This is a genomic window from Pseudomonas sp. NPDC088890 (assembly GCF_044900155.1).
Lineage (GTDB): Bacteria > Pseudomonadota > Gammaproteobacteria > Pseudomonadales > Pseudomonadaceae > Aquipseudomonas > Aquipseudomonas urmiensis.
Genome location: NZ_JBJDNG010000001.1, coordinates 303,752 through 324,560, shown reverse-complemented (window position 1 = coordinate 324,560; position 20,809 = coordinate 303,752). Strand labels below are relative to the sequence as shown.

Annotated in this window: 20 protein-coding genes, 4 tRNA genes and 1 pseudogene; 3 read left to right on the top strand and 22 right to left on the bottom strand. The window is 61.1% G+C overall.

The genetic code is table 11. The features are described from left to right. Positions 1 to 47: 47 nt before the first annotated feature. The 5 genes from ACI2JX_RS01490 to uvrB form a co-directional block, all read right to left on the bottom strand. A tRNA-Ala gene (locus tag ACI2JX_RS01490) sits at positions 48 to 123 on the bottom strand. Positions 124 to 176: 53 nt separating this feature from the next. Beyond that, positions 177 to 252: transfer RNA gene (locus ACI2JX_RS01485), tRNA-Glu, on the bottom strand. Positions 253 to 328: 76 nt separating this feature from the next. Next, positions 329 to 404: transfer RNA gene (locus tag ACI2JX_RS01480), tRNA-Ala, on the bottom strand. 279 nt (positions 405 to 683) lie between these two features. Next, positions 684 to 2,165: a glutamate--tRNA ligase gene (gene gltX, locus ACI2JX_RS01475; protein ID WP_404689196.1), complete on the bottom strand. Its 1,482-nt coding sequence runs from the start codon at positions 2,163 to 2,165 to the stop codon at positions 684 to 686. 222 nt (positions 2,166 to 2,387) lie between these two features. Then, positions 2,388 to 4,403: an excinuclease ABC subunit UvrB gene (gene uvrB, locus ACI2JX_RS01470; RefSeq protein ID WP_264236963.1), complete on the bottom strand. Its 2,016-nt coding sequence runs from the start codon at positions 4,401 to 4,403 to the stop codon at positions 2,388 to 2,390. A 278-nt stretch (positions 4,404 to 4,681) separates the two neighbouring features. Here uvrB and ACI2JX_RS01465 point away from each other — a divergent pair, with 278 nt between their 5' ends. Both ACI2JX_RS01465 and ACI2JX_RS01460 read left to right on the top strand, forming a co-directional pair. Next, the gene (locus ACI2JX_RS01465) at positions 4,682 to 5,878 is read left to right on the top strand and encodes an amino acid aminotransferase (protein WP_186556855.1); all 1,197 of its coding nucleotides are present in this window, start codon (positions 4,682 to 4,684) and stop codon (positions 5,876 to 5,878) included. Positions 5,879 to 5,943: 65 nt separating this feature from the next. Further along, a tRNA-Asn gene (locus ACI2JX_RS01460) sits at positions 5,944 to 6,019 on the top strand. Between the two features lie 63 nt (positions 6,020 to 6,082). Here the strand turns inward: ACI2JX_RS01460 and ACI2JX_RS01455 are convergent. The 5 genes and pseudogenes from ACI2JX_RS01455 to ACI2JX_RS01435 all read right to left on the bottom strand — a co-directional run. Then, a pseudogene (locus tag ACI2JX_RS01455) lies at positions 6,083 to 6,271 on the bottom strand (cupin domain-containing protein); the annotation flags it as partial. A 95-nt stretch (positions 6,272 to 6,366) separates the two neighbouring features. Further along, positions 6,367 to 6,927: a DUF1285 domain-containing protein gene (locus ACI2JX_RS01450; protein ID WP_404689195.1), complete on the bottom strand. Its 561-nt coding sequence runs from the start codon at positions 6,925 to 6,927 to the stop codon at positions 6,367 to 6,369. Positions 6,928 to 6,939: 12 nt separating this feature from the next. After that, positions 6,940 to 7,545 (bottom strand): DUF4823 domain-containing protein, encoded by a 606-nt coding sequence (locus ACI2JX_RS01445; RefSeq protein WP_186556859.1) that lies wholly within the window; start codon positions 7,543 to 7,545, stop codon positions 6,940 to 6,942. 66 nt (positions 7,546 to 7,611) lie between these two features. Next, on the bottom strand, positions 7,612 to 8,580 hold the full coding sequence (locus tag ACI2JX_RS01440; RefSeq protein WP_404689194.1) for a GTP 3',8-cyclase MoaA: 969 nt from the start codon (positions 8,578 to 8,580) through the stop codon (positions 7,612 to 7,614). A 106-nt stretch (positions 8,581 to 8,686) separates the two neighbouring features. Continuing rightward, entirely contained in the window at positions 8,687 to 9,322 is a 636-nt protein-coding gene (locus ACI2JX_RS01435) for a TetR/AcrR family transcriptional regulator (protein WP_264236960.1), read from the bottom strand. Positions 9,323 to 9,394: 72 nt separating this feature from the next. Here ACI2JX_RS01435 and ACI2JX_RS01430 point away from each other — a divergent pair, with 72 nt between their 5' ends. After that, positions 9,395 to 10,531, top strand: a complete 1,137-nt coding sequence (locus tag ACI2JX_RS01430; protein ID WP_404689193.1) for an aminotransferase class V-fold PLP-dependent enzyme — start codon at positions 9,395 to 9,397, stop codon at positions 10,529 to 10,531. A gap of 330 nt (positions 10,532 to 10,861) precedes the next feature. On the opposite strand, the gene ACI2JX_RS01425 is transcribed toward ACI2JX_RS01430, so the two are convergent. The 12 genes from ACI2JX_RS01425 to ACI2JX_RS01370 all read right to left on the bottom strand — a co-directional run bounded on the left by ACI2JX_RS01425 (position 10,862) and on the right by ACI2JX_RS01370 (position 20,750). Beyond that, positions 10,862 to 11,644, bottom strand: coding sequence for a TatD family hydrolase (locus ACI2JX_RS01425; protein WP_404689192.1), 783 nt, complete (start codon positions 11,642 to 11,644; stop codon positions 10,862 to 10,864). A gap of 35 nt (positions 11,645 to 11,679) precedes the next feature. After that, a complete protein-coding gene (locus ACI2JX_RS01420; RefSeq protein WP_404689191.1) occupies positions 11,680 to 12,666 on the bottom strand; it encodes a DNA polymerase III subunit delta' in 987 nt (328 codons plus the stop codon). Next, a complete protein-coding gene (gene tmk / locus ACI2JX_RS01415) occupies positions 12,659 to 13,291 on the bottom strand; it encodes a dTMP kinase (protein WP_404689190.1) in 633 nt (210 codons plus the stop codon). Before tmk ends, ACI2JX_RS01420 begins: the two co-directional genes overlap by 8 nt. 9 nt (positions 13,292 to 13,300) lie before the next feature. Next, complete coding sequence (mltG, locus tag ACI2JX_RS01410) at positions 13,301 to 14,506, bottom strand: endolytic transglycosylase MltG (RefSeq protein WP_404689189.1); 1,206 nt, start codon at positions 14,504 to 14,506, stop codon at positions 13,301 to 13,303. A gap of 3 nt (positions 14,507 to 14,509) precedes the next feature. Beyond that, positions 14,510 to 15,331: an aminodeoxychorismate lyase gene (gene pabC / locus ACI2JX_RS01405; RefSeq protein ID WP_368972585.1), complete on the bottom strand. Its 822-nt coding sequence runs from the start codon at positions 15,329 to 15,331 to the stop codon at positions 14,510 to 14,512. Beyond that, positions 15,331 to 16,575 (bottom strand): beta-ketoacyl-ACP synthase II, encoded by a 1,245-nt coding sequence (gene fabF, locus ACI2JX_RS01400; RefSeq protein ID WP_264236954.1) that lies wholly within the window; start codon positions 16,573 to 16,575, stop codon positions 15,331 to 15,333. The genes pabC and fabF overlap by 1 nt, the downstream gene beginning before the upstream one ends. 163 nt (positions 16,576 to 16,738) lie before the next feature. Further along, positions 16,739 to 16,975 (bottom strand): acyl carrier protein, encoded by a 237-nt coding sequence (acpP, locus tag ACI2JX_RS01395; RefSeq protein ID WP_008096410.1) that lies wholly within the window; start codon positions 16,973 to 16,975, stop codon positions 16,739 to 16,741. A 214-nt stretch (positions 16,976 to 17,189) separates the two neighbouring features. Beyond that, positions 17,190 to 17,930, bottom strand: a complete 741-nt coding sequence (gene fabG, locus ACI2JX_RS01390; RefSeq protein ID WP_186556909.1) for a 3-oxoacyl-ACP reductase FabG — start codon at positions 17,928 to 17,930, stop codon at positions 17,190 to 17,192. 16 nt (positions 17,931 to 17,946) lie between these two features. Then, positions 17,947 to 18,885: an ACP S-malonyltransferase gene (gene fabD, locus ACI2JX_RS01385; RefSeq protein WP_392465491.1), complete on the bottom strand. Its 939-nt coding sequence runs from the start codon at positions 18,883 to 18,885 to the stop codon at positions 17,947 to 17,949. A gap of 127 nt (positions 18,886 to 19,012) precedes the next feature. Further along, positions 19,013 to 20,023, bottom strand: coding sequence for a phosphate acyltransferase PlsX (gene plsX / locus ACI2JX_RS01380; protein ID WP_368972587.1), 1,011 nt, complete (start codon positions 20,021 to 20,023; stop codon positions 19,013 to 19,015). A 3-nt stretch (positions 20,024 to 20,026) separates the two neighbouring features. Then, the gene (gene rpmF / locus ACI2JX_RS01375; protein ID WP_008096416.1) at positions 20,027 to 20,209 is read right to left on the bottom strand and encodes a 50S ribosomal protein L32; all 183 of its coding nucleotides are present in this window, start codon (positions 20,207 to 20,209) and stop codon (positions 20,027 to 20,029) included. Between the two features lie 13 nt (positions 20,210 to 20,222). Next, positions 20,223 to 20,750 (bottom strand): YceD family protein, encoded by a 528-nt coding sequence (locus tag ACI2JX_RS01370; protein WP_404689188.1) that lies wholly within the window; start codon positions 20,748 to 20,750, stop codon positions 20,223 to 20,225. Between the last annotated feature and the right edge of the window lie 59 nt (positions 20,751 to 20,809).

Sequence of the window (20,809 nt, the reverse complement as noted above, 5' to 3'; positions counted from 1 at the left end):
GACATTACAACCTTCGTAGAGATCCGTTTTCACGAATCCTGGCAAATTGGTGGAGCTAAGCGGGATCGAACCGCTGACCTCCTGCATGCCATGCAGGCGCTCTCCCAGCTGAGCTATAGCCCCAGATTTCTAGCCTCGCGGCCCAGCGACATCCTGAAACATCGCTTGTGTAATACTGGCGTCCCCTAGGGGACTCGAACCCCTGTTACCGCCGTGAAAGGGCGGTGTCCTAGGCCACTAGACGAAGGGGACGAACCTTCTACCTTGAAACCCGGAGCTTAATCCGGATTTCATCCCCAGTCGCCTTGGCAGACTGAGAATCGGAATTTGGTGGAGCTAAGCGGGATCGAACCGCTGACCTCCTGCATGCCATGCAGGCGCTCTCCCAGCTGAGCTATAGCCCCACGAATGTCGCTTTGAACTGGAATCGCCGGCTGGGTGCCTGGCGCTTCGTTTCGTTCATCGCTGTGGACGGGGCGCATATTAAGAGCGGATTGCTGAGCTGTCAAACTAATTTTTGAAATTAATCAAAATTTTTTTCACAGATAACAATCACTTACCGCCCTGCCCCATCGCTGCAGGGGTTTTATCGTGCAGTTGCGGCCTGCTCCGCGATTGCGATGGTGGATTTGCCATTGCAATCGCGGGGCAAGCACGCTCCCACGCAAATGTTACTGGGTGGTTCAGGCGATGTTCGCCAGCAGCTTTTCCCACTCTTTGTTTTCTTTCTTCGACACGCCGCCGAGCAGATCCAGCGCCTGGCGCAGACGGAAGCGGGTCAGGTCAGGGCCCAGGATTTCCATGGCATCGAGCACCGAGACCGAGCTCGCCTGGCCGGTAATGGCAGCGAACATCAATGGCATGGCGTCGCGCAACTTCAGCTCCAGGGCTTCGACCACGGCTTGGATACAACCGGTGATGCGCTCTTTTTCCCACTGGCGCAGGCTTTCGAGTTTCCACAGGATCAGCTGGATGACCTGACGCACCTGGTCTGCCGAGAGCTTCTTGTGCTCGAACAGCTTGGCATCGAGCTTGAGCCCCCCTTCGAAGAAGAAACCACCCAGCGGGGCGATCTGGCTGAAGGTTTCGACCCGGCCCTGCACGTGGGGGGCGATCTTCATCATGTAGTCGCTGTTGAAGGCCCATTTCTGCACGCGTGCGGCGAACTCTTCGACGGGCAGATCACGCAGCCACTGGCCGTTGAGCCAGGACAGTTTCTCGATGTCGAAGATCGGGCCACCCAGGGAGATGCGCGACAGATCGAAGTGCTCGACCATTTCCGCCAAGGAGAACTTCTCACGCTCGTCGGGCATCGACCAGCCCATGCGCCCGAGGTAGTTGAGCATGGCCTCAGGCATGAAGCCCATGCGCTCGTAGAAGGTTACCGAGGTCGGGTTCTTGCGCTTGGACAGCTTGCTCTTGTCCGGGTTACGCAGCAGCGGCATGTAGCACAGCTTGGGCTGCTCCCAGCCAAAGTACTCGTACAACTTGATCAGCTTGGGCGCCGAGGGCAGCCACTCTTCGCCACGCAACACGTGGGTGATGCCCATCAAGTGGTCATCGACCACGTTGGCCAGGAAGTAGGTCGGCAGGCCGTCGTTCTTCATCAGAACCTGCATGTCCATGCGGTCCCACGGGATCTCGACATCGCCGCGAAGCATGTCCGGCACCACGCAGACGCCTTCGCTCGGCACCTTCATGCGAATCACGTGCGGCTCGCCCGCGGCCAGGCGGCGCTGTACTTCCTCGGCGCTCAGTTTCAGCGCGCGACCGTCATAACGCGGGGTTTCGCCACGGGCCATTTGCTCGGCGCGCATCTGGTCGAGCTCTTCGGCGGTGCAGAAGCAGTAGAAGGCATGACCGGCGTCGACCAGCTCCTTGGCGTACTTGGCGTAGATCTCGCCACGCTCGCTCTGCCGGTAAGGGCCGTGCGGGCCACCGACGTCCGGGCCTTCGTTCCACTCGATGCCCAGCCAGCGTAGAGCGTCGAAGATCTGCTGTTCCGACTCACGGGTCGAGCGCAGCTGATCGGTGTCTTCGATGCGCAGGATGAACTCGCCGCCGTGCTGCTTGGCAAAGCAGTAGTTGAACAGGGCGATGTAGGCGGTGCCGACATGGGGGTCGCCGGTGGGCGATGGCGCGATACGCGTGCGAACGGTGGTCATGGAGAGTCTCGAACGAAAGATGAAACAAAGGCAGGATGTTAGCAGGGAGCAGGCACCTGGCTCCAGCAATGGCGCGATCGTCACTTGTGATCCGACCGTCAAACGCTGCTAATCGTGTAGGGCCGGACGTGCCCGCGATAGCCTCATTGCTGACAAAGGCGACGCCCAGGTAGGCGCTACCACGGCACAAGCGCGCGCCTACAGGGGCGTGTCGCTTGCCGATCAACTGGTAATCAAGCGCTCACGTAACTTGGTGATCTCGTCGCGCAATTGCGCGGCGGCCTCGAACTCCAGGTCGCGGGCAAGCTGGAACATCTTCTCTTCCAGCTGCTTGATACGCTTGGTGATCTCGCCAGGGGTACGCAGTTCGGCCTCGTAGCGGGCGCTCTCTTCGGCCGCCTTGGCCATGCCTTTGCGCTTCTTGCTGCGCCCACCCGGGATGTTGGCGCCTTCCATGATGTCGGCGACATCCTTGACCACACCTTTGGGCACGATGCCGTTGGCTTCGTTGAAGGCGATCTGCTTGGCCCGGCGGCGCTCGGTCTCATCGATGGCGCGCTGCATCGAACCGGTCATGTTGTCGGCATACAGGATCGCCTTGCCGTTGAGGTTACGTGCGGCGCGGCCAATGGTCTGGATCAGCGAACGCTCGGAGCGCAGGAAGCCTTCCTTGTCGGCATCGAGGATGGCCACCAGCGACACCTCCGGCATATCCAGGCCTTCACGCAGCAGGTTGATCCCCACCAGAACATCGAAAGTACCCAGACGCAGATCGCGGATAATCTCGACCCGCTCGACCGTGTCGATATCCGAGTGCAGGTAGCGCACGCGCACGTCGTGATCGGCTAGATAATCGCTCAGGTCTTCGGCCATGCGCTTGGTCAGTGTGGTTGCCAGCACGCGCTCACCCGCCGCGACCCGCTTACCGATTTCCGACAGCAGGTCATCGACCTGGGTCAGCGCCGGACGCACCTCGACCAGTGGATCGACCAGGCCAGTCGGGCGTACTACCTGCTCGATTACCCGGCCGGCATGTTCGGCCTCGTACGGGCCTGGGGTTGCCGAGACGAAGATGGTCTGCGGGCTGACCGATTCCCACTCATCGAAACGCATCGGCCGGTTATCCAGCGCCGATGGCAGGCGAAAACCATACTCCACCAGGGTTTCCTTGCGCGAGCGGTCACCCTTGTACATGGCGCCGACCTGGGGAACGCTGACGTGGGACTCGTCGATCACCAGCAAGGCGTCAGCGGGCAGGTAGTCGTAGAGGGTCGGTGGCGGCGCACCAGCCGGACGCCCGGACAGGTAGCGCGAGTAGTTTTCGATGCCGTTGCAGTAGCCCAGCTCAAGGATCATCTCCAGATCGAAGCGCGTACGCTGCTCCAGACGCTGGGCTTCGACCAGCTTGTTGGCCTTGTGCAGGTACTCAAGGCGCTCCTTGAGCTCTTCCTTGATGCCCTCGACCGCCTCGAGCAGGGTTTCGCGTGGGGTGACGTAGTGGCTTTTGGGGTAGAAGGTGAAACGCGGCAGCTTGCGGATCACCTCCCCGGTCAATGGATCGAAGGCGGCAATGTTCTCCACCTCGTCATCGAACAACTCGATGCGGATCGCCTCCAGGTCAGATTCGGCCGGGAACACGTCGATCACATCGCCACGTACGCGGAAGGTGGCCCGGGCAAAGTCCATTTCGTTGCGGGTGTATTGCAGGTCAGCCAGGCGGCGCAGCAGCGCACGCTGGTCGAGCTTGTCGCCGCGGTCGATGTGCAGAACCATTTTCAGGTAGGTCTCGGGGCTACCCAGACCGTAGATGCAGGACACGGTGGTAACGATGATCGCATCACGCCGCTCGAGCAGCGCCTTGGTCGCCGACAGGCGCATCTGCTCGATATGGTCGTTGATCGAGGCGTCCTTCTCGATGAAGGTATCCGACGAGGGTACGTAGGCTTCGGGCTGGTAGTAATCGTAATAGGAGACGAAGTACTCGACTGCGTTATTCGGGAAAAACGCCTTGAACTCGCCATACAACTGGGCGGCCAGGGTCTTGTTCGGCGCCAGCACCAGGGTCGGGCGCTGCACCTGCGCAATGACGTTGGCCACGCTGAAGGTCTTGCCCGAGCCGGTCACACCCAGCAGGGTCTGGTGCGATAGCCCGGCCTCGATGCCCTCGACCATCAAGCGAATGGCCTCGGGCTGGTCGCCGGCCGGCTGGAAACGGGTGACGAGCTGGAACTCGGACATGTCTGACCTCGAGCAACTGTAAATATAGCCAGTAGTCTATACCGAAATGAGCCCTTTCAGAATCGCTTTCAGGTTAGCTGAGTGAGTGTATGTGTCAGTGGACCTGGCAATTCGACCAATGGTTGAAAAAAATTCGGTAAAAACGCCGGAAAAGCTGCGCCAGACTGTCGCAGTGACCGATGGGTATCACTATACTGACTCCCCGTTTGTGCACCGCTTCAGTGCATTCGGCTGGAGCGTGCACGTCCTATCACACTCCATTCAGAGCCAAGGTAACAATGAGCCTGTTTTCCGCTGTCGAGCTGGCACCCCGCGACCCTATCCTGGGCCTCAACGAAGCTTTCAACACCGACCCACGTACCGACAAGGTCAACCTGGGTGTGGGCGTTTACAGCAATGAGGAAGGCCGTATCCCGCTGCTGCGCGCGGTAATCGAAGCCGAAACCCAGCGTGCCGCCCAGCATGCCTCGCGCGGCTACTTGCCGATCGACGGTATCGCCACCTACGACCAGGCCGTGCAGAAACTGCTGTTCGGCGCCGAGTCGCCGCTGCTGGCCGCAGGCCGTGTAGTGACCGTGCAGGCAGTGGGCGGTACCGGTGCTCTGAAGATTGGCGCCGACTTCCTCAAGCGCCTGTCGCCCAACGCCGTCGTCGCCATCAGCGATCCAAGCTGGGAGAACCATCGCGCGCTGTTCGAGACCGCTGGCTTCCCAGTGCAGAACTACCGCTACTACGATGCGCCGAGCCACGACGTCAACCGCGCCGGCATGCTCGAAGACCTGAACAACCTGCCAGCGGGCTCGATCATCGTCTTGCACGCGTGCTGCCATAACCCGACTGGCGTCGACCTGAGCCTGGACGACTGGAAAAACGTCCTGGAAGTGGTCAAGGCCAAAGGACACGTGCCATTCCTCGACATGGCCTACCAGGGCTTTGGTGATGGCATCGCCGAAGACGCCTTCGCCGTGCGCCTGTTTGCCGAATCCGGCCTGGACTTCTTCGTTTCCAGCTCGTTCTCCAAGTCGTTCTCGCTGTATGGCGAGCGCGTCGGTGCGCTGTCGATCGTGACCGCGTCGAAAGACGAAAGCAGCCGCGTGCTGTCGCAGGTCAAGCGGGTGATTCGCACCACCTACTCCAACCCGCCAACCCACGGCGCGACCATCGTTGCCACCGTGCTGAACAGCCCTGAGCTGCGTCAAATGTGGGAAGCGGAGCTGGGCGAGATGCGCGAGCGCATCCACGGCATGCGCAAGCAGATGGTCGAGTTGCTGAGCCAGTACGGCGCGAAAACCGACTTCAGCTTCGTCGGTCGCCAGCGCGGCATGTTCTCCTACTCGGGCCTGACCGCCGAGCAGGTAGCGCGCCTGAAGGATCAGTTCGGCATCTATGCTTTGGATACCGGCCGCATCTGTGTCGCAGCGCTGAACCAAAGCAATATCCACGTGGTCACCAAGGCCATCGTAGAAGTGCTGTAACTGATTGATTGTTAAGGGGGAGCAGGCTTGACTTCCCCTTTCCAATCAGTAAGATAGCCGCAGATTCCGCGATAGCTCAGTCGGTAGAGCAAATGACTGTTAATCATTGGGTCCCTGGTTCGAGTCCAGGTCGCGGAGCCAAACATTGAAAACCTCCAGATGCGCAAGCACTGGAGGTTTTTTCATTTCTGTCGCGGGCTTGGCTTACTTCAGCGGCTCAATGACGGGCTTGCCTTGATCGACCAGGCTCCACACCAGCAACTTGGCCGGCTGGCTCACACTGGCATTGCGCGAAACGCTGTGCACGGTCCCCGGCGCTTCGTGCCAGTATTGCCTCGCCTTGTAGGTTTTCTCCTGCTTTTCGTTCAGCTTGGACACCACCGCGCCCAGCACGACGCCATGACTGCGCCCAGGTTATGCCCAGGGACTGCAGCGACAATTGGCCAATTCAGAGAAAAACGGGAGGCCGTCAGTAAAACACGTCGATATCAGTCAACACGCCCAATCGGGTAAAACTGGCCGTGACTCCATACCCCAAGCCACTCTTGGCCATCGATTTGACGCGGCACCGCCAGCTCCACCAACTGATAGAACACATTGCGGTGAATCAGCGCTTCGAGGTTGGTGCGCATGAGAATGTAGGGCGATGGCTCCTGGGTCGCAGGATCGACCTGCACCCGCAGCGGATGATCGACACCCGCCTCGGCCTGGTCGTCGACGTTACTGGTAAAGCGCAGGACCTGCTGCTCGCCACTGCCCAGCACCTCCAGCGTCACCGCAACGAACGGCACGTCATCCACCTGGATGCCCACTTTCTCCACTGGAGTTACCAGAAAGTAAGCGTCGCCATCGCGGCGAATGATGGTGGAGAACAGGCGCACCATGGGTTTGCGGCCGATCGGCGTGCCTTGGTAGTACCAGGTGCCATCACGGGCGATGCGCATGTCGATATCGCCGCAGAAATCCGGATTCCACAGATGCACCGGCGCCGGTCCTTTCGCCTTGGGGATCTGCGCCAGCAGATCATTGGCCTTGGCGGAATCGGTCATCACCCTCTCCTATCAGCGGCTCATGCCTAACAGACTACGAGCGTACTCGCGCATGGGGGCCGCGAGCAAATCCTGCGGGGCGTTGTCGTGGAACGTCAACAAACCGCCACGGCTCTTGATGCGGGCAGTGTCGACCAGATAGCGAGTGCTGGTCTCGATCAACATCAGCTGGACCACGCCGGTATCCCAACCCAGGCGATCCACTGCCTGCTCGTCATACCATTGATCGCCATTGCCGATGCGGTCATCGGTTCGAGCGAAGCGGGTGTACAACACATAGTGCGCGCCCACCGAGCGCGCCTCGGCAATCGCCTCTTCCAAGCCAAGAGGGCCTTGGGCACGACGCACCAGCGGGAAGTATTCGACGAAGCTCTTGAAGGCTTCTTCGGCCACCACATTCTGCCCTGGCACTGGGCCTTTGCCGGGTGGCACGAATGCGCCCTGGCCAATGAAGATGAATGAGTCGGGCTGCAAACGAATCGACAGATTACGCTGGGTATCACTGTGGTCGAGCAACCCCGCATCGCTCATGTGATAACGGACACCTTCGCCCATATCGCTGACATTCATGCAGCCGCCCAACGCCATCAGCGCCAGCAGCAAGACCAGGCTACGCATCTTTCCTCCAGAAACCGGTGACGAAAAACCGGCGAATAGCCGCCAGATGCAGCTTTTGCGCCAGAGTCAGCCGCCGATCACCTTCATCACCGTCACCCCCCCGGAAAACGCCATGTCCTGCTTGTCTGCCAGGGCCTTGACCAGCAAGCGCTGCAGCGCCGGCAGCGCTTGATGGCGCGGCTTGTCGAGCAGATCGCCGATGAAATGACGATTGCCCGAGGACAGGCAGCCATGCAGCCAGCCCGTGGAGGACAAGCGCAGGCGCGAGCAGGTACGGCAGAACGGCACGCTCTCGTTGGCGATCACTCCAAAATGGCCCCTGCCCGGGATCTGGTAGCGCAAGGCAGTGGCATCCAGGGCGGCACTGGCCTGCTGGTAATCATACGCCTGGCCAATCAGCGCCAGCAGCTGCTCCAGACTGACAAACTGCTGCAAGAAGGCATTGCCGTCACGCGCCAGGTGCCCCATGCGCATCAGCTCGATGAAACGCAGTTCGTACCCCTGAGCCAGGCAGTATTCGAGCAACGGCAGCACCTGATTCAGGTTCTGCCCGCGCATGGGCACCATGTTGACCTTGATGCTCATGCCCGCCGCACGCGCCTGGTCCATGCCATCGAGAACACTGGCCAGATCACCGCCCCGGGCAATCTGGCGGAATTTGCCAGCATCCAAGGTGTCGAGGGAGACGTTCAGGCGGCGGATACCCGCCGCGCGCAGCAGCGGCAACTTGCGCGCAAGCAGCTGACCGTTGGTGGTCAGAGAGACATCCTGCAGGCCCAGCCCGGCTAGTGAATCGAGGAAGGCTTCCAGCCGCGGGCTGATCAGCGGTTCACCGCCGGTGATGCGCAGCCGCTCGATCCCTGCCGCCTCCACCAGATAGGCCACGCCTCGGGCCAGTGCCTGGCCGCTAAGCTCATCCTGCGCTGCCACCAGGCGCTTGCCGGCGGGCACACAATAGGTACAGGCGTAATTGCAGGCACCCGTAAGGCTGACCCGCAGGTTGCGAAAGCGCCTGCCTTGACGATCGACGATCATGGATGACTCCGGAATGGAAGAATGGGGCGTGCAAAACCTGACTCATAAATCAGGTTTTTGCAAGCCTCCATATCGGAGCGCGCCGGACGGATGCCGGCAAAGACCTTCAGTTGGCCGGTTCTGGGTCGCGCTTACGCTTGTTGCCCATCCGCACACCGATGTCCATCAGGAACTGGAAGAAGCCTTCCTGATCTTCCAGGACATTGCTCCAGAACGGCGAGTGATAAAGCGCCACGGCGCCGTGGACCAAGGCCCAGGCTGCGCAGTAATGGAAGTACGGCGGTACGTCTTCAAGCTTGCCTTCGCTGATACGGCCCTTGATCAGCTGGGTCAGGCGGTCGAAGTTGGACGCGCGGATGCGGTGCAACTCCTCGACCATCTCCGGCACCTGGTTGCCCTTGACCACCTTTTCTTCCAAGCGGTCGAACAAGCGGTAGCGCTGCGGATCACGCATGCGAAACTCGAAATAGGCACGCGACAGGGCCTCTTTGTCGCGGTCGACATCGGCCGAATGCAACAAGCCGTTCAAGTCACGCTCGTAGTCGAGCATCAGGCGCAGGTAGATCTCTGCCTTGGATTTGAAGTGCTTGTAGATCGTGCCTTTGCCGATACCCACGGCGTCGGCGATCATCTCGACGGTGACGCTGTCCTCACCCTGTTCGAGGAACAGCCTGAGGGCGGTATCGAGGATCTCTTGTTCGCGGCGGCGAAACTCACGGACCTTACGAGGTTCTTTCTGCATAGGAAGGACTGGTTGACAATCGAAGCCGATTATTATGCCTAACTTGCAGGAAATTGCACGGATCATCCAACCATGTCTATGTTTCACGATGAGTTCGAGCAGGCCCCGGGCCTGTGCTATCTGAACCATGCCGCCGTGGCGCCGTGGCCTAGACGCAGTGCCGACGCGGTGGCGCGCTTCGCCCGCGACAACGTTTGCCTAGGCGCCAGCGAGTACCCGCAGTGGCTGGCTACCGAGCGGCGCTTGCGCCAGCGCCTGGCGCGGATGATCAATGCCCCAAGCTCAGGCGATATAGCGCTGGTGAAGAACACTTCCGAGGCGCTCTCGCTGGTGGCATTCGGCCTCGACTGGCAGGTGGGCGATCAGGTGGTGATCAGCGACGAAGAGTTCCCTTCCAACCGAATCGTCTGGCAAGCCCTGGCCGATCAGGGCGTGCAGGTGATTCAGGTCAGGCTCGCTGGCGACGACGAGCCAGAAACGGCGCTGCTGGCCGCTTGCACTGAGCACACCCGCCTGCTGGCGGTCAGCGCTGTACAGTTTGCCAGCGGCTTGCGTCTGGACTTGGCCCGCCTGGGCCAGGCCTGTCAGCTACGTGGCGTGCTGTTCTGCGTCGATGCCATCCAGCAGATCGGCGCCCTGCCCTTCGATGTGCAGCAGTATCAATGCGACTTTGCCATGGCTGATGGCCATAAATGGATGCTCGGGCCTGAGGGGCTCGGGGTGTTCTACTGCCGGGCGGCGCTGCGACCACGCCTCAAGCTGCACGCCTATGGCTGGCACATGCTGGAACATCTAGGCGATTTCGAGCGTGAACACTGGCAAGTCGCCCGCAGCGCACGTCGGTTCGAGTGCGGCAGCCCGAACATGCTCGGTGCTTGTGCGCTGGAAGCTAGCCTGTCGCTGCTTGAGGAAGTGGGCATGGACTGCGTTGCACAGCAGCTACAGCGGCGCATCGAGCAATTGCTTGAGGGGCTTTCGGCTATCCCAGGGGTAATGTTGCTTACCCCGCGTGAGCCAGGACGCCGGGCCGGCATCGTGACATTCGCCATTGATGGGCATGACAGTGGCTGGGTTTTCCAGCAGCTGAGCGAGCAACGCGTGATCTGTGCAAAACGCGGCGGCGGTGTGCGCTTATCACCGCATTTCTACACTCCAGAGTGGGTCATCGACGAAACACTTCGACATATTCGGCGAATTGCCATGCACTGAATGCGCTATGGATCCCGCACGTATTCCAAATCTGTTTAAAAAACGACCAGCTGTCGCTGGCAGTGCGCCAAACCTGACCAATACTTGAAGTGTTGGCGCGGCGCATCCCCCCAAGTGGCGCGCCGATAAAGGTGCTCAGGGACCGCGTACCTTTGTTTTACTCCTAATGGTCTTAACCCGGATTCCCCCCCCAGAACCCGGGTTTTTTTTGGGCTGTTTACAGGGAGGATGGGCAGGTGCTGCTGTGTAGTGTTTGCTCTGGCCTCATCGCGGGCAAGCCCGCTCCAGGGGTGGCGATAACCGCTCGACCGGCGTTAACGGCCGCAGGAATCACGCAACCCGGGCTAGCGGGAACAACCGCTTGAAGTTACCGGTGGTCTGCTCAGCCAAATGCTCATAGCTGACACCGCGCAGCGAGGCGATGTATTCAGCCACTTCACGCACGTACTGCGGCAGATTCGGCTTGCCGCGGTGGGGAATCGGCGCCAGGTACGGCGAATCGGTTTCCACCAGCAGACGATCAGCCGGCACCTGGCGAGCCACCTCACGCAGGGCATCGGCATTGCGGAAGGTGACGATGCCGGACAACGAGATGTAGTAACCCAGGTCCAACGCGGCCTTGGCCATCTCCCAGTCTTCGGTGAAGCAGTGCAGCACGCCGGCTTGTGGCAGATTGACCTCGCGCAGCAATGCCAAGGTGTCAGCCCGCGCCGCGCGGGTGTGGACGATCACCGGCTTGCCGGTCTGGCGCGACGCTTCCAGGTGCAGGCGGAAAGACGCCTGCTGCAACTCAGCGGCCTCAGGCTCGTAGTGATAATCCAGGCCAGTTTCGCCGATCGCCACTACGTGCGGGTGCGCCAGCTCCTTGAGCAACCAGTCAAGCGCAGGCGTCTCGCCCGGCGCCAGATCGAGCGGATGGATTCCCACCGAACAATCGACGTCGGCATATTGCTCACTGAGCGCCTTCACTGCCCCAGCGTTATCAGCGCTGACACCAATGCACAGAAAGTGGCCCACGCCGCGCTCGCGGGCAGCTTGCAGGGCGGCATCGAGCGAGCCCTGATGGGCGCTGAGGTCAAGACGGTCGAGGTGGCAATGGGAATCTACGAGCATGGGAGCACGACACACAAAAAGAAATCTAAGAAAAATTACCGGGCGCCTGGCAATTGGACCCAATGGGCCAGCAAGGCTTCCAGCAACAGCACGCGATTAAGGTTGGCCTTGCCCAGCACCTTCTGGCGCTGTTCAAGGATCCACGCCTGGATCTCCAGGACCTTGCCCTGCCGGCTCTTCTGCGCGAGGTACTGCACCACCTTGCGCATATCAGCCAAGCCTAACCCCTCCTCGTCCTGGGTCAATTGATAACGCAGGATCAACTGCGACCAATCGAAGAACCAGTCGAACAGTTGCAGCAACGGCACAGTATTCCACGCCTCGGCCAGCTGGCTGGGGGACTGTTGCTGCTTGAGCAGCTTCTTCACCCCATCAGTGACCAGTGCACGCTGATCGCGTACACCCTGCGCCTGTAGGCTGACCGCCATCAGCGGTGAACCGGCCGCCAGGGTCAGCAGCTCTTCGCGCTCGACCTCGTCACTGTCAGGCAGAGCGCTGGCCAGCCAGGCCTGGCTCTGGGCCAGGCTTGGTTGCGGGCAGGTGACCTGCTGGCAGCGGCTCTTGATGGTTGGCAACAAGCGACTGGGTTGGTGGCTGACCAGCAGTAATACGGTATCGCCAGAGGGCTCTTCCAGGCTTTTCAGCAAAGCGTTGGAGGCGTTGATATTCATCGCCTCCACCGGCTCGATCAAGATCACCTTGCGCCCGCCCAACTGCGCCGTTTGCACGACGAACGCCACCAACTCACGGACCTGATCGACCTTGATCGGCTTGTCCGCCTCTTCCGGCTCAAGGATAAAGTTGTCCGGGTGACTACCAGCCTTGAGCAGCAGGCACGACTTGCACTGGCCACAGGCATCAAGCCCCTGCGGTTGCTGGCACAGCAAACGCGCCATCAGCCGCTCGGCCAGGGCGCGTTTGCCAATACCTTGCGGCCCATGCAGCAGGTAGGCATGGGCGTGCTGGCTACGACCGGCCAACTGCTGCCAGAGCGACTGCTGCCAGGGGTAGGCCTCAGCCACGGCAACGCTCCAGGATGCCCGGCAGCAAACCGTCGATGGCCCGCTGTACGGCGTCCAGGGACTGGCCAGCATCGACAATGCTGTAACGCTGTGGCTCACCTTTGGCGCGCTCAAGATAAGCCTGACGCACCGCTTCGAAGAACGCTTGGCCCTCTTGCTCGAAGCGGTCCAGGCGACCGCGCGCAGCAGCGCGTGCCAAGCCGACCTCAATCGGCAGATCGAAGACCAGGGTCAGGTCCGGACGTAGCTCGCCCTGAACGAAGTTTTCCAGAATGGCGATGCGCTCCACCGGCAGGCCACGACCACCACCTTGGTAGGCGTAGGTGGCATCGGTGAAGCGATCGCACAACACCACCGCGCCGCGCGCCAGGGCCGGCCGGATCACCTGGGCCAGGTGCTGGGCACGGGCAGCGAACATCAGCAGCAGCTCGGTATCAGCTGCCATGCTCTCGTCACTGGGCGCCAGCAGTAGCTCGCGGATCTGCTCGGCCACGGGCGTACCACCGGGTTCACGGGTCAGCACCACGTCCAGCCCCTGCTCGCGCAGACGCTGCGCCAGGTATTCGCGGTTGGTGCTCTTGCCCGCGCCTTCGGGGCCTTCCAGGGTAATAAACAAGCCGCTCACGGGCAGTCCTTAATGTTGTTCGTCAGGTACCGGCGCATCGGCTGGCACAGGGTCGGTAGCAGGGGCGTCGGCCTCGGGCGCCGGGTTATCGCCTGGCGCTTGGTTGGCGTCGGCCGGCGCTTCACCGTTCTCAGCAGGTGCCTGGCTTGGCACCACGCCCCCTTCTGCCCCCGGCTGGGCCTGTGGCGCGGGGCTGGAGCGGTAGTCGGCGCGGCGCTTGAGTTGGTACTCGCGCACTGCGGTGTTGTGATCGTCGAGGTCGTCGGAGAACACATGGCTGCCGTCGCCACGGGCGACGAAGTACAGGCTGGTGCCGTTGGACGGATTCAACGCGGCATGGATCGCCTCACGCCCGACCATGGCGATCGGCGTCGGCGGCAGACCGCTGATGGTGTAGGTGTTGTAGGGCGTCGGCTCACGCAGGTCGGCACGGGTGATCCGGCCGTTGTAGCGCTCGCCCATGCCGTAGATCACAGTCGGGTCGGTCTGCAGCATCATGCCCAGGCGCAGACGGCGTACGAATACCCCGGCGATCTGCCCACGCTCCTGCGGTATGCCGGTTTCCTTTTCCACCAGCGAGGCCATGATCAGCGCCTGGTAAGGGTCGCGGTACGGCAGGTCGCTGACCCGCTCAGCCCACTCTTTGGCCAGCACCTCTTCCAGGCGCATGTAGGCCTGCTGGAGCAATTCGACATCGCTCATGCCGCGCACGAAGCGATAGGTGTCAGGGAAAAAGCGCCCCTCGGGGAACACGCCGGTATGGCCAAGCTTGTCCATCACTTCATCGTCGGACAACCCTTCGAGGGTGTGCTTGAGCTTTTCGTGCTTGGCCACGGCGGCGCGGACCTGGCGGAAGGTCCAGCCCTCGACCAGGGTGAGGTTGTACTGCACCACATCACCCCGACGCCAAGCGTCGAACAGCTGTTCCACGGTCATGCCAGGGGTCAGGCGGTATTCACCGGTATGCAGCGGCGTGCCGGCCATATTGAAGCGCCAATACAGGCGCAGCCAGACCGCGTCGTCCAGCAGCCCTTCGCTTTGCATGCGATAGAACATACGGTTGGGCGTGGTGCCGTTGGGCACGTCGAGCATGCGTTCTTGCTCAACGTGCAGCGGCTGCTCCAGGACCGAATGGACCTTCCAGGCCGACCAGCCTAATGCCAGGCCAGCAAGGATAAGGCCCATTTCCAGCAGCAGCAGGAATTTGCGTCTCACGAATCAGGTATCCAGTAGCGTACGGGCAACGGCCTGCAGTTTACGGGTGAGCGGCCCCGGCGGCCAGTCAAGCGTGTGTGCAGGGCACGCACGCACGGGCCAAATTCCATACACGCTGTTGCAAACGAAGACTTCGTCGGCCTGCTCCAGGTCCGCCAGCTCAAGGTCTCGCACCTCAAACGGGATACCCAGCACTGCCGCCTGCTGCAGCAACGCTGCGCGCATCACTCCAGCCACGCCGCAACGACTCAGGTCGGCAGTCAGCAAGACGCCATCGCGAACCAGAAACAGATTGCTGTAGACGCCTTCGATCAACCGCCCTTGGGTATCACGCATCAGCCCTTCGGCATGCTCGGCGTCCTGCCATTCGGCACGGGCCAGCACCTGCTCAAGGCGATTGAGATGTTTGAGCCCGGCCAACAGCGGTTGTTCCGCCAGACGCGTCTGGCAGGCGAACAGGCGCACGCCTTGGTCGGCATTGGCGGCGGGATAAGCTGGCAGCGGGCTGCCTTGCACAATGCGTCGCGCCGGTGATCCTGCGACGGGCGCATAGCCGCGCAGGCTGTCGCCGCGGGTGAGGATAAACTTGGCCACGCCATCGCCAAGCTGGCTGGCGTAACGCGTCAGTTCATCGCGAATCAAGGGTAGATCGGCTTCGATCGCCAGGCGCTGGCAACCCAACGCCAGGCGTTCGAGATGCAGCTCCAGCAGGCTCGGCCTGCCGGAGTGCACGGCAATGGTCTCGAACAGACCATCGCCGTAGGCCAGCCCACGATTGTGCAGATTCACCGCAGTCGCAGGCTGACCGTCGATCCAGCTGTGCATCAGTCGGCGAACCGGCGGAATACCAGCGAACCGTTGGTTCCACCAAAGCCGAACGAGTTGGACAGCACCACATCGATCGGCATGCTACGCGCTTGATGCGGCACGAAGTCCAGGTCGCAACCTTCGTCCGGCTCCTCCAGGTTGATGGTCGGCGGCGCCATCTGGCTGTTGATTGCCAGGACGCTGAAGATCGCCTCCACCGCACCCGCCGCACCCAGCAAGTGGCCGGTCATCGACTTGGTCGAGCTGACTGCCAGCTTGTAGGCGTGCTCACCGAACACGCGCTTGATCGCGGCCACTTCAGCGATGTCGCCGGCAGGGGTCGAGGTGCCGTGGGCGTTGATGTAGCTGACCTGCTCAGGCTGGATGCCGGCGTCGCGCAAGGCGTTGGCCATGCAGCGGGCAGCGCCTTCACCCGAATCAGGTGGCGAGGTCATGTGGTAGGCGTCACCGCTCATGCCGAAACCAACCAGCTCGGCATAAATGGTCGCACCACGCGCCTTGGCGTGCTCGAGCTCTTCGAGCACCAGTGCACCGGCACCGTCGGAGAGTACGAAGCCATCCCGACCCTTGTCCCACGGACGGCTGGCACGGGTCGGCTCGTCATTGCGCGTCGACAGCGCACGCGAGGCGCCAAAACCACCCATGCCCAGGCCACACGCGGCCATCTCGGCACCGCCGGCGATCATCACGTCAGCTTCGCCGTAGGCAATGTTGCGCGCGGCCATGCCGATGCAATGGGTGCCGGTGGTACATGCCGTGGCAATGGCGTAGTTCGGCCCTTGCAGACCCAGATGGATCGACAGGAAGCCGGAAATCATATTGATGATCGAACCTGGCACGAAGAACGGCGAAATGCGCCGCGGGCCCTGCTCGTGCAGGGTCCGGCTGGTTTCTTCGATATTGGTCAGACCGCCAATGCCCGACCCCATGGCCACGCCAATGCGCTCGCGGTTGGCATCGGTGATGTCCAGCCCGGCGTTGCGCACTGCCTGAAAGCCTGCTGCCAGCCCATACTGAATGAACAGGTCAAGCTTGCGTGCTTCCTTGGCCGACAGGTACTGCTCGACTTCGAAGCCCTTGACCGAGCCGCCAAAACGGGTTGAGTAAGCGGTCAGGTCCGTGTGTTCGATCGGACCAATGCCACTGCGGCCAGCCAGAATGCCCTGCCAGGTGCTCGGTACATCGGTACCCAGTGGCGACAGCATACCCATACCGGTGACCACGACGCGTCTACGCGACACAGTACTCTCCTCATTTTCTAATAACAGAGTCTCTTGCCATTGCATCCAGGACTCGGAATGCAATGGCAACAAACTCTTGATTCACGGTTCTCGCAAAGAAAAAACCGCACGCCGGCAAAGGCAGTGCGGTTTTTCCCGACAAGAAGCGTCGACTACAAACGTCTTAGGCCTTGTGGCTGTTGACGTAGTCGATGGCAGCTTGAACGGTAGTGATCTTCTCGGCTTCTTCGTCAGGGATTTCGGTCTCGAATTCCTCTTCCAGAGCCATCACCAGCTCAACGGTGTCAAGCGAATCGGCACCCAGGTCATCGACGAAGGACTTCTCGTTGGTCACTTCCTCTTCCTTGACGCCCAGTTGCTCGGCGACGATTTTCTTGACGCGTTCTTCGATGGTGCTCATACCTAGTTTTCACTCCTAATGGACATATGTCAGGCAGCTGGCCGGTGACCAAGTTTATAGCAAGACGTTTGCTTTTCAAGCGGAACGCGCCCTGCCATACCCTATTGAATAGTCACCCAACCCTCTGTCCGGAATCTGGTTGCAGCTTTATAACGGATTTTAGGCTCGGAGTATGACTCTTTTTTGAACCAATCCGTCACATTGAGTTGCGGTGTTACATGTACATCCCGCCGTTCACCGGCACGGTAGCGCCAGTGACGTAGGCTGCGCCATCGGATGCCAGGAAGGCCACCACTTTGGCGATTTCATCAGCCTGACCCAGGCGGCCCAGCGGAATCTGGGTTTGCAGCGCTTCACGCTGCGCTTCGGGCAATTCACGGGTCATGTCGGTATCGATGAAGCCTGGAGTGACCGAGTTGACGGTGATATTGCGCGAACCCACTTCACGCGCCAGGGCGCGGCTGAAGCCTTCCAGGCCTGCCTTGGCGGCGGCGTAGTTTACCTGACCGACGTTGCCCATGGCACCCACAACCGAACCGATGCTGATGATACGACCCCAGCGCGCCTTGGTCATGCCACGCAGCACGCCCTTGGACAAGCGGTACAGGCTGTTGAGGTTGGTATCGACCACGTCGAACCACTCGTCGTCTTTCATCCGCAGCATCAGGTTGTCGCGGGTGATGCCGGCGTTGTTGACCAGGATCGCGGTAGCGCCGAATTGCTCCTGAATGGCCGCAAGAACGGCGGTGACCGACTCTTCGCTGGTCACGTTCAGTTCCATGCCGGTACCGGTGATGCCGTGCTCCTTGAGGGTGGCGGCGATGCGCTCTGCGCCCGAGGCCGAGGTCGCGGTACCGATCACGGTCGCGCCCTGGCGGCCCAGTTCGAGGGCGATAGCCTGGCCGATGCCACGGCTAGCGCCGGTGACCAGTGCAACTTTACCTTGCAGGCTCATGCAAGCTTCTCCAAATTCAGGCCAGCGCCGCACGGGTGGCGGCGACGGCGTCAGGGGTATTGAGGTTGTAGGTGGTCACGCCGTCAGCGCACCGCTTGTTCAGGCCAGCCAGGACCTTGCCCGGGCCGCACTCGACCAGGTTGACCGCGCCGTTGGCGGCCAGGGTCTGCACGCACTCGACCCAGCGCACTGGCTTGTACAGCTGCTCGAGCAGGTCGCGCTTGAGCGCATCGAGATCAGCGGCGATGCCAGCGGTGACGTTCTGTACTACCGGGATCTGCGGGGCTTTCCAGTCGATGGCGTTGACGTGCTCGGCGAAACGCTCGGCGGCCGGCTTCATCAGGGCACAGTGCGACGGTACGCTGACCGCCAGTGGCAGGGCGCGCTTGGCACCGGCCTCTTTGCACAGTTCCATGGCACGATCGACCGCAGCCTTGTTGCCGGCAATCACAACCTGGCCCGGCGAGTTGAAGTTCACCGCGCTGACCACTTCATCTTCAGCCGCCTTGGCGCAGATCTCGACTACCACGGCGTCGTCCAGGCCAAGGATCGCAGCCATGGCACCGTGACCGGACGGCACGGCTTCCTGCATCAACTGACCGCGACGTTCGACCAAGCGAACGGCGTCTTTCAGCGACAGACTGCCAGCGGCGACCAGCGCGCTGTACTCGCCCAAGCTGTGACCTGCAACGAAGGCAGGCTGTGCGCCGCCCTCTTCCAGCCACAAGCGCCACAGGGCGATGGAGGCGGTGAGGATCGCCGGCTGGGTCTTGTCGGTTTGATTGAGTTGTTCTTCCGGGCCTTCCTGAACCAGCTTCCACAGGTCGTAACCCAGAGCCTCGGAGGCCTCCTTGAAGGTCTCGATGATCACCGGCTTTTCGGCGCCGAGTTCAGCAAGCATGCCCAGCGACTGGGAACCTTGGCCGGGAAAGACGAATGCGAGGGATGCAGACATTGAACAAGCCCTTATGATCTTGTCGTCGGATAGGGTGCGCCAAGCCCGAAGCTGGACGCGCAATCTGAAAACTTGGATGAAAACGAAAACCAAGCGGTCACATTTAACCACTTCATGGCGATTATGCCTAAGGCAGCAAGTCCTCCAGGCGACCATGCAAGCGCTGCGGCAGGTTTTCCTGGATCTCGATCAGCGCGCGCTGGATTGCGCTCTGCAAGCCCTCTACGCCCGCCGAGCCATGGCTTTTGATGACGATACCCTGCAAGCCGAGAAAGCTCGCGCCATTGTGCCGCGCGGGGGCCAAATCGGCCTGCAGACGCTTGAGCAGCGGCAAGGCCATGGCGCCGACAGCTCGGGCGAACACGCCACCCTTGAACAGCGCCTCGATGCGCGCACTGATCATGGTCGCCAGGCCTTCGCTGGACTTGAGCAGGATATTGCCGACAAAACCGTCGCACACCACCACGTCAGCCTCACCCCGGTACAGGCCGTCACCTTCGACGAAACCTATGTAGTTAAGGCCGCGGGCATTCTGCAACAGTGTGGCAGCCAGCTTGACCTGCTGGTTGCCCTTGATGTCTTCGGTGCCAATATTGAGCAGCGCCACGCGCGGACGATGAATCCCCAGCGCCTGGGCCGCGACCGATCCCATTACCGCGAACTGGAAGAGGTTGTCGGCGCTGCAATCGACGTTAGCGCCCAGGTCGAGCAACTGACAGAAGCCTGATTGGGTCGGAATCGCCGCCACCATCGCCGGCCGATCGATGCCCGGCAGGGTCTTTAGCACGAAACGCGACAAGGCCATCAGCGCACCGGTATTGCCGGCACTCACGCAGGCCTGTGCCTTGCCGTCACGCACCAGTTCGAGGGCGACGCGCATCGACGAGTCAGGTTTACCGCGCAATGCCTGAGAAGGCCGCTCGTCCATGCCCACCACTTCGCTGGCGGCCACGATTTGCAGGCGCGCGCGATCCGCAGCCGAGAGGCCACTGACAAGATCTTCAAGAAGGGAGGGTTGACCGACGAGGGTCAGGTGTAGCGAGGGAGTAGCCGAGAGGCAAGCGATACTTGCCTGGACAATGCTGCGGGGACCGAAGTCCCCGCCCATTGCGTCGATCGCGATGATCTGAGCGGACAAGATTTACTCGTCAGCGCCCTTGTCGATCACTTTGCGACCACGGTATACGCCTTCTGGCGATACGTGGTGGCGCAGGTGTACTTCACCGGTGCTTTTCTCTACCGACAGCGCGTTTTCCGACAGGGCGTCGTGCGAACGGCGCATGTCACGGGCAGAGCGGGATTTTTTGTTCTGCTGAACAGCCATAATTGATTAACTCCTAAACGTTTGGGTCACGCTTTAACTGCGCCAAGACACTGAACGGGTTGGACCGCGTTACCTCGTCCTTGCTCGATTCGGGCTCGTCTGCGCCCGCCGGCTGCTGGCATTCTTCCGGATGATGAGCAGGCACGATGGGCAAGGCGAGCAAAAGCTCTTCCTCGATCAGCGCCTGCAGATCCAAAGGATCTTCGCCCAGTTCCAGCACGTCATAGCCTTTCGGCAACGACTGGGTATTCGCACCCTCCTTCACCACAGCGTAGGAACACTCGCTGTGAATCGGCAGGGTGACCAGCTCAAGACAACGCTGGCAAACCATTTTGACTTCGACGTCGAGTTCACTGTGGATAACCACAGCGTTCTGTTCGTTTCGTTCAAAATCGAACTTCGCCTGCACCGTACCGACATTGTCGGAAAGCGGGTCGCAGAGTCTTTCCAAATCAGCGAGTTGCAGCGAACCTTGGAGGGTTACGCCACGATCGGCTAATTTGCGCGGGTCAACGTGAGGTGGAATCGGGTCATTCAACATAGGCGCAGCATTCTAGGGATGCCCCCCGCCCCTGTCAAAGGAAATTCGGCGGCATCTGC

Coding starts and splice junctions, on each gene's coding strand:
- gltX (WP_404689196.1), bottom strand. CDS start 2,165: ATGACCACCGTTCGCACGCGTATCGCGCCATCGCCCACCGGCGACCCC.
- uvrB (WP_264236963.1), bottom strand. CDS start 4,403: ATGTCCGAGTTCCAGCTCGTCACCCGTTTCCAGCCGGCCGGCGACCAG.
- ACI2JX_RS01465 (WP_186556855.1), top strand. CDS start 4,682: ATGAGCCTGTTTTCCGCTGTCGAGCTGGCACCCCGCGACCCTATCCTG.
- ACI2JX_RS01450 (WP_404689195.1), bottom strand. CDS start 6,927: ATGACCGATTCCGCCAAGGCCAATGATCTGCTGGCGCAGATCCCCAAG.
- ACI2JX_RS01445 (WP_186556859.1), bottom strand. CDS start 7,545: ATGCGTAGCCTGGTCTTGCTGCTGGCGCTGATGGCGTTGGGCGGCTGC.
- ACI2JX_RS01440 (WP_404689194.1), bottom strand. CDS start 8,580: ATGATCGTCGATCGTCAAGGCAGGCGCTTTCGCAACCTGCGGGTCAGC.
- ACI2JX_RS01435 (WP_264236960.1), bottom strand. CDS start 9,322: ATGCAGAAAGAACCTCGTAAGGTCCGTGAGTTTCGCCGCCGCGAACAA.
- ACI2JX_RS01430 (WP_404689193.1), top strand. CDS start 9,395: ATGTCTATGTTTCACGATGAGTTCGAGCAGGCCCCGGGCCTGTGCTAT.
- ACI2JX_RS01425 (WP_404689192.1), bottom strand. CDS start 11,644: ATGCTCGTAGATTCCCATTGCCACCTCGACCGTCTTGACCTCAGCGCC.
- pabC (WP_368972585.1), bottom strand. CDS start 15,331: ATGCACAGCTGGATCGACGGTCAGCCTGCGACTGCGGTGAATCTGCAC.
- acpP (WP_008096410.1), bottom strand. CDS start 16,975: ATGAGCACCATCGAAGAACGCGTCAAGAAAATCGTCGCCGAGCAACTG.
- fabG (WP_186556909.1), bottom strand. CDS start 17,930: ATGAGCCTGCAAGGTAAAGTTGCACTGGTCACCGGCGCTAGCCGTGGC.
- fabD (WP_392465491.1), bottom strand. CDS start 18,885: ATGTCTGCATCCCTCGCATTCGTCTTTCCCGGCCAAGGTTCCCAGTCG.
- rpmF (WP_008096416.1), bottom strand. CDS start 20,209: ATGGCTGTTCAGCAGAACAAAAAATCCCGCTCTGCCCGTGACATGCGC.
- ACI2JX_RS01370 (WP_404689188.1), bottom strand. CDS start 20,750: ATGTTGAATGACCCGATTCCACCTCACGTTGACCCGCGCAAATTAGCC.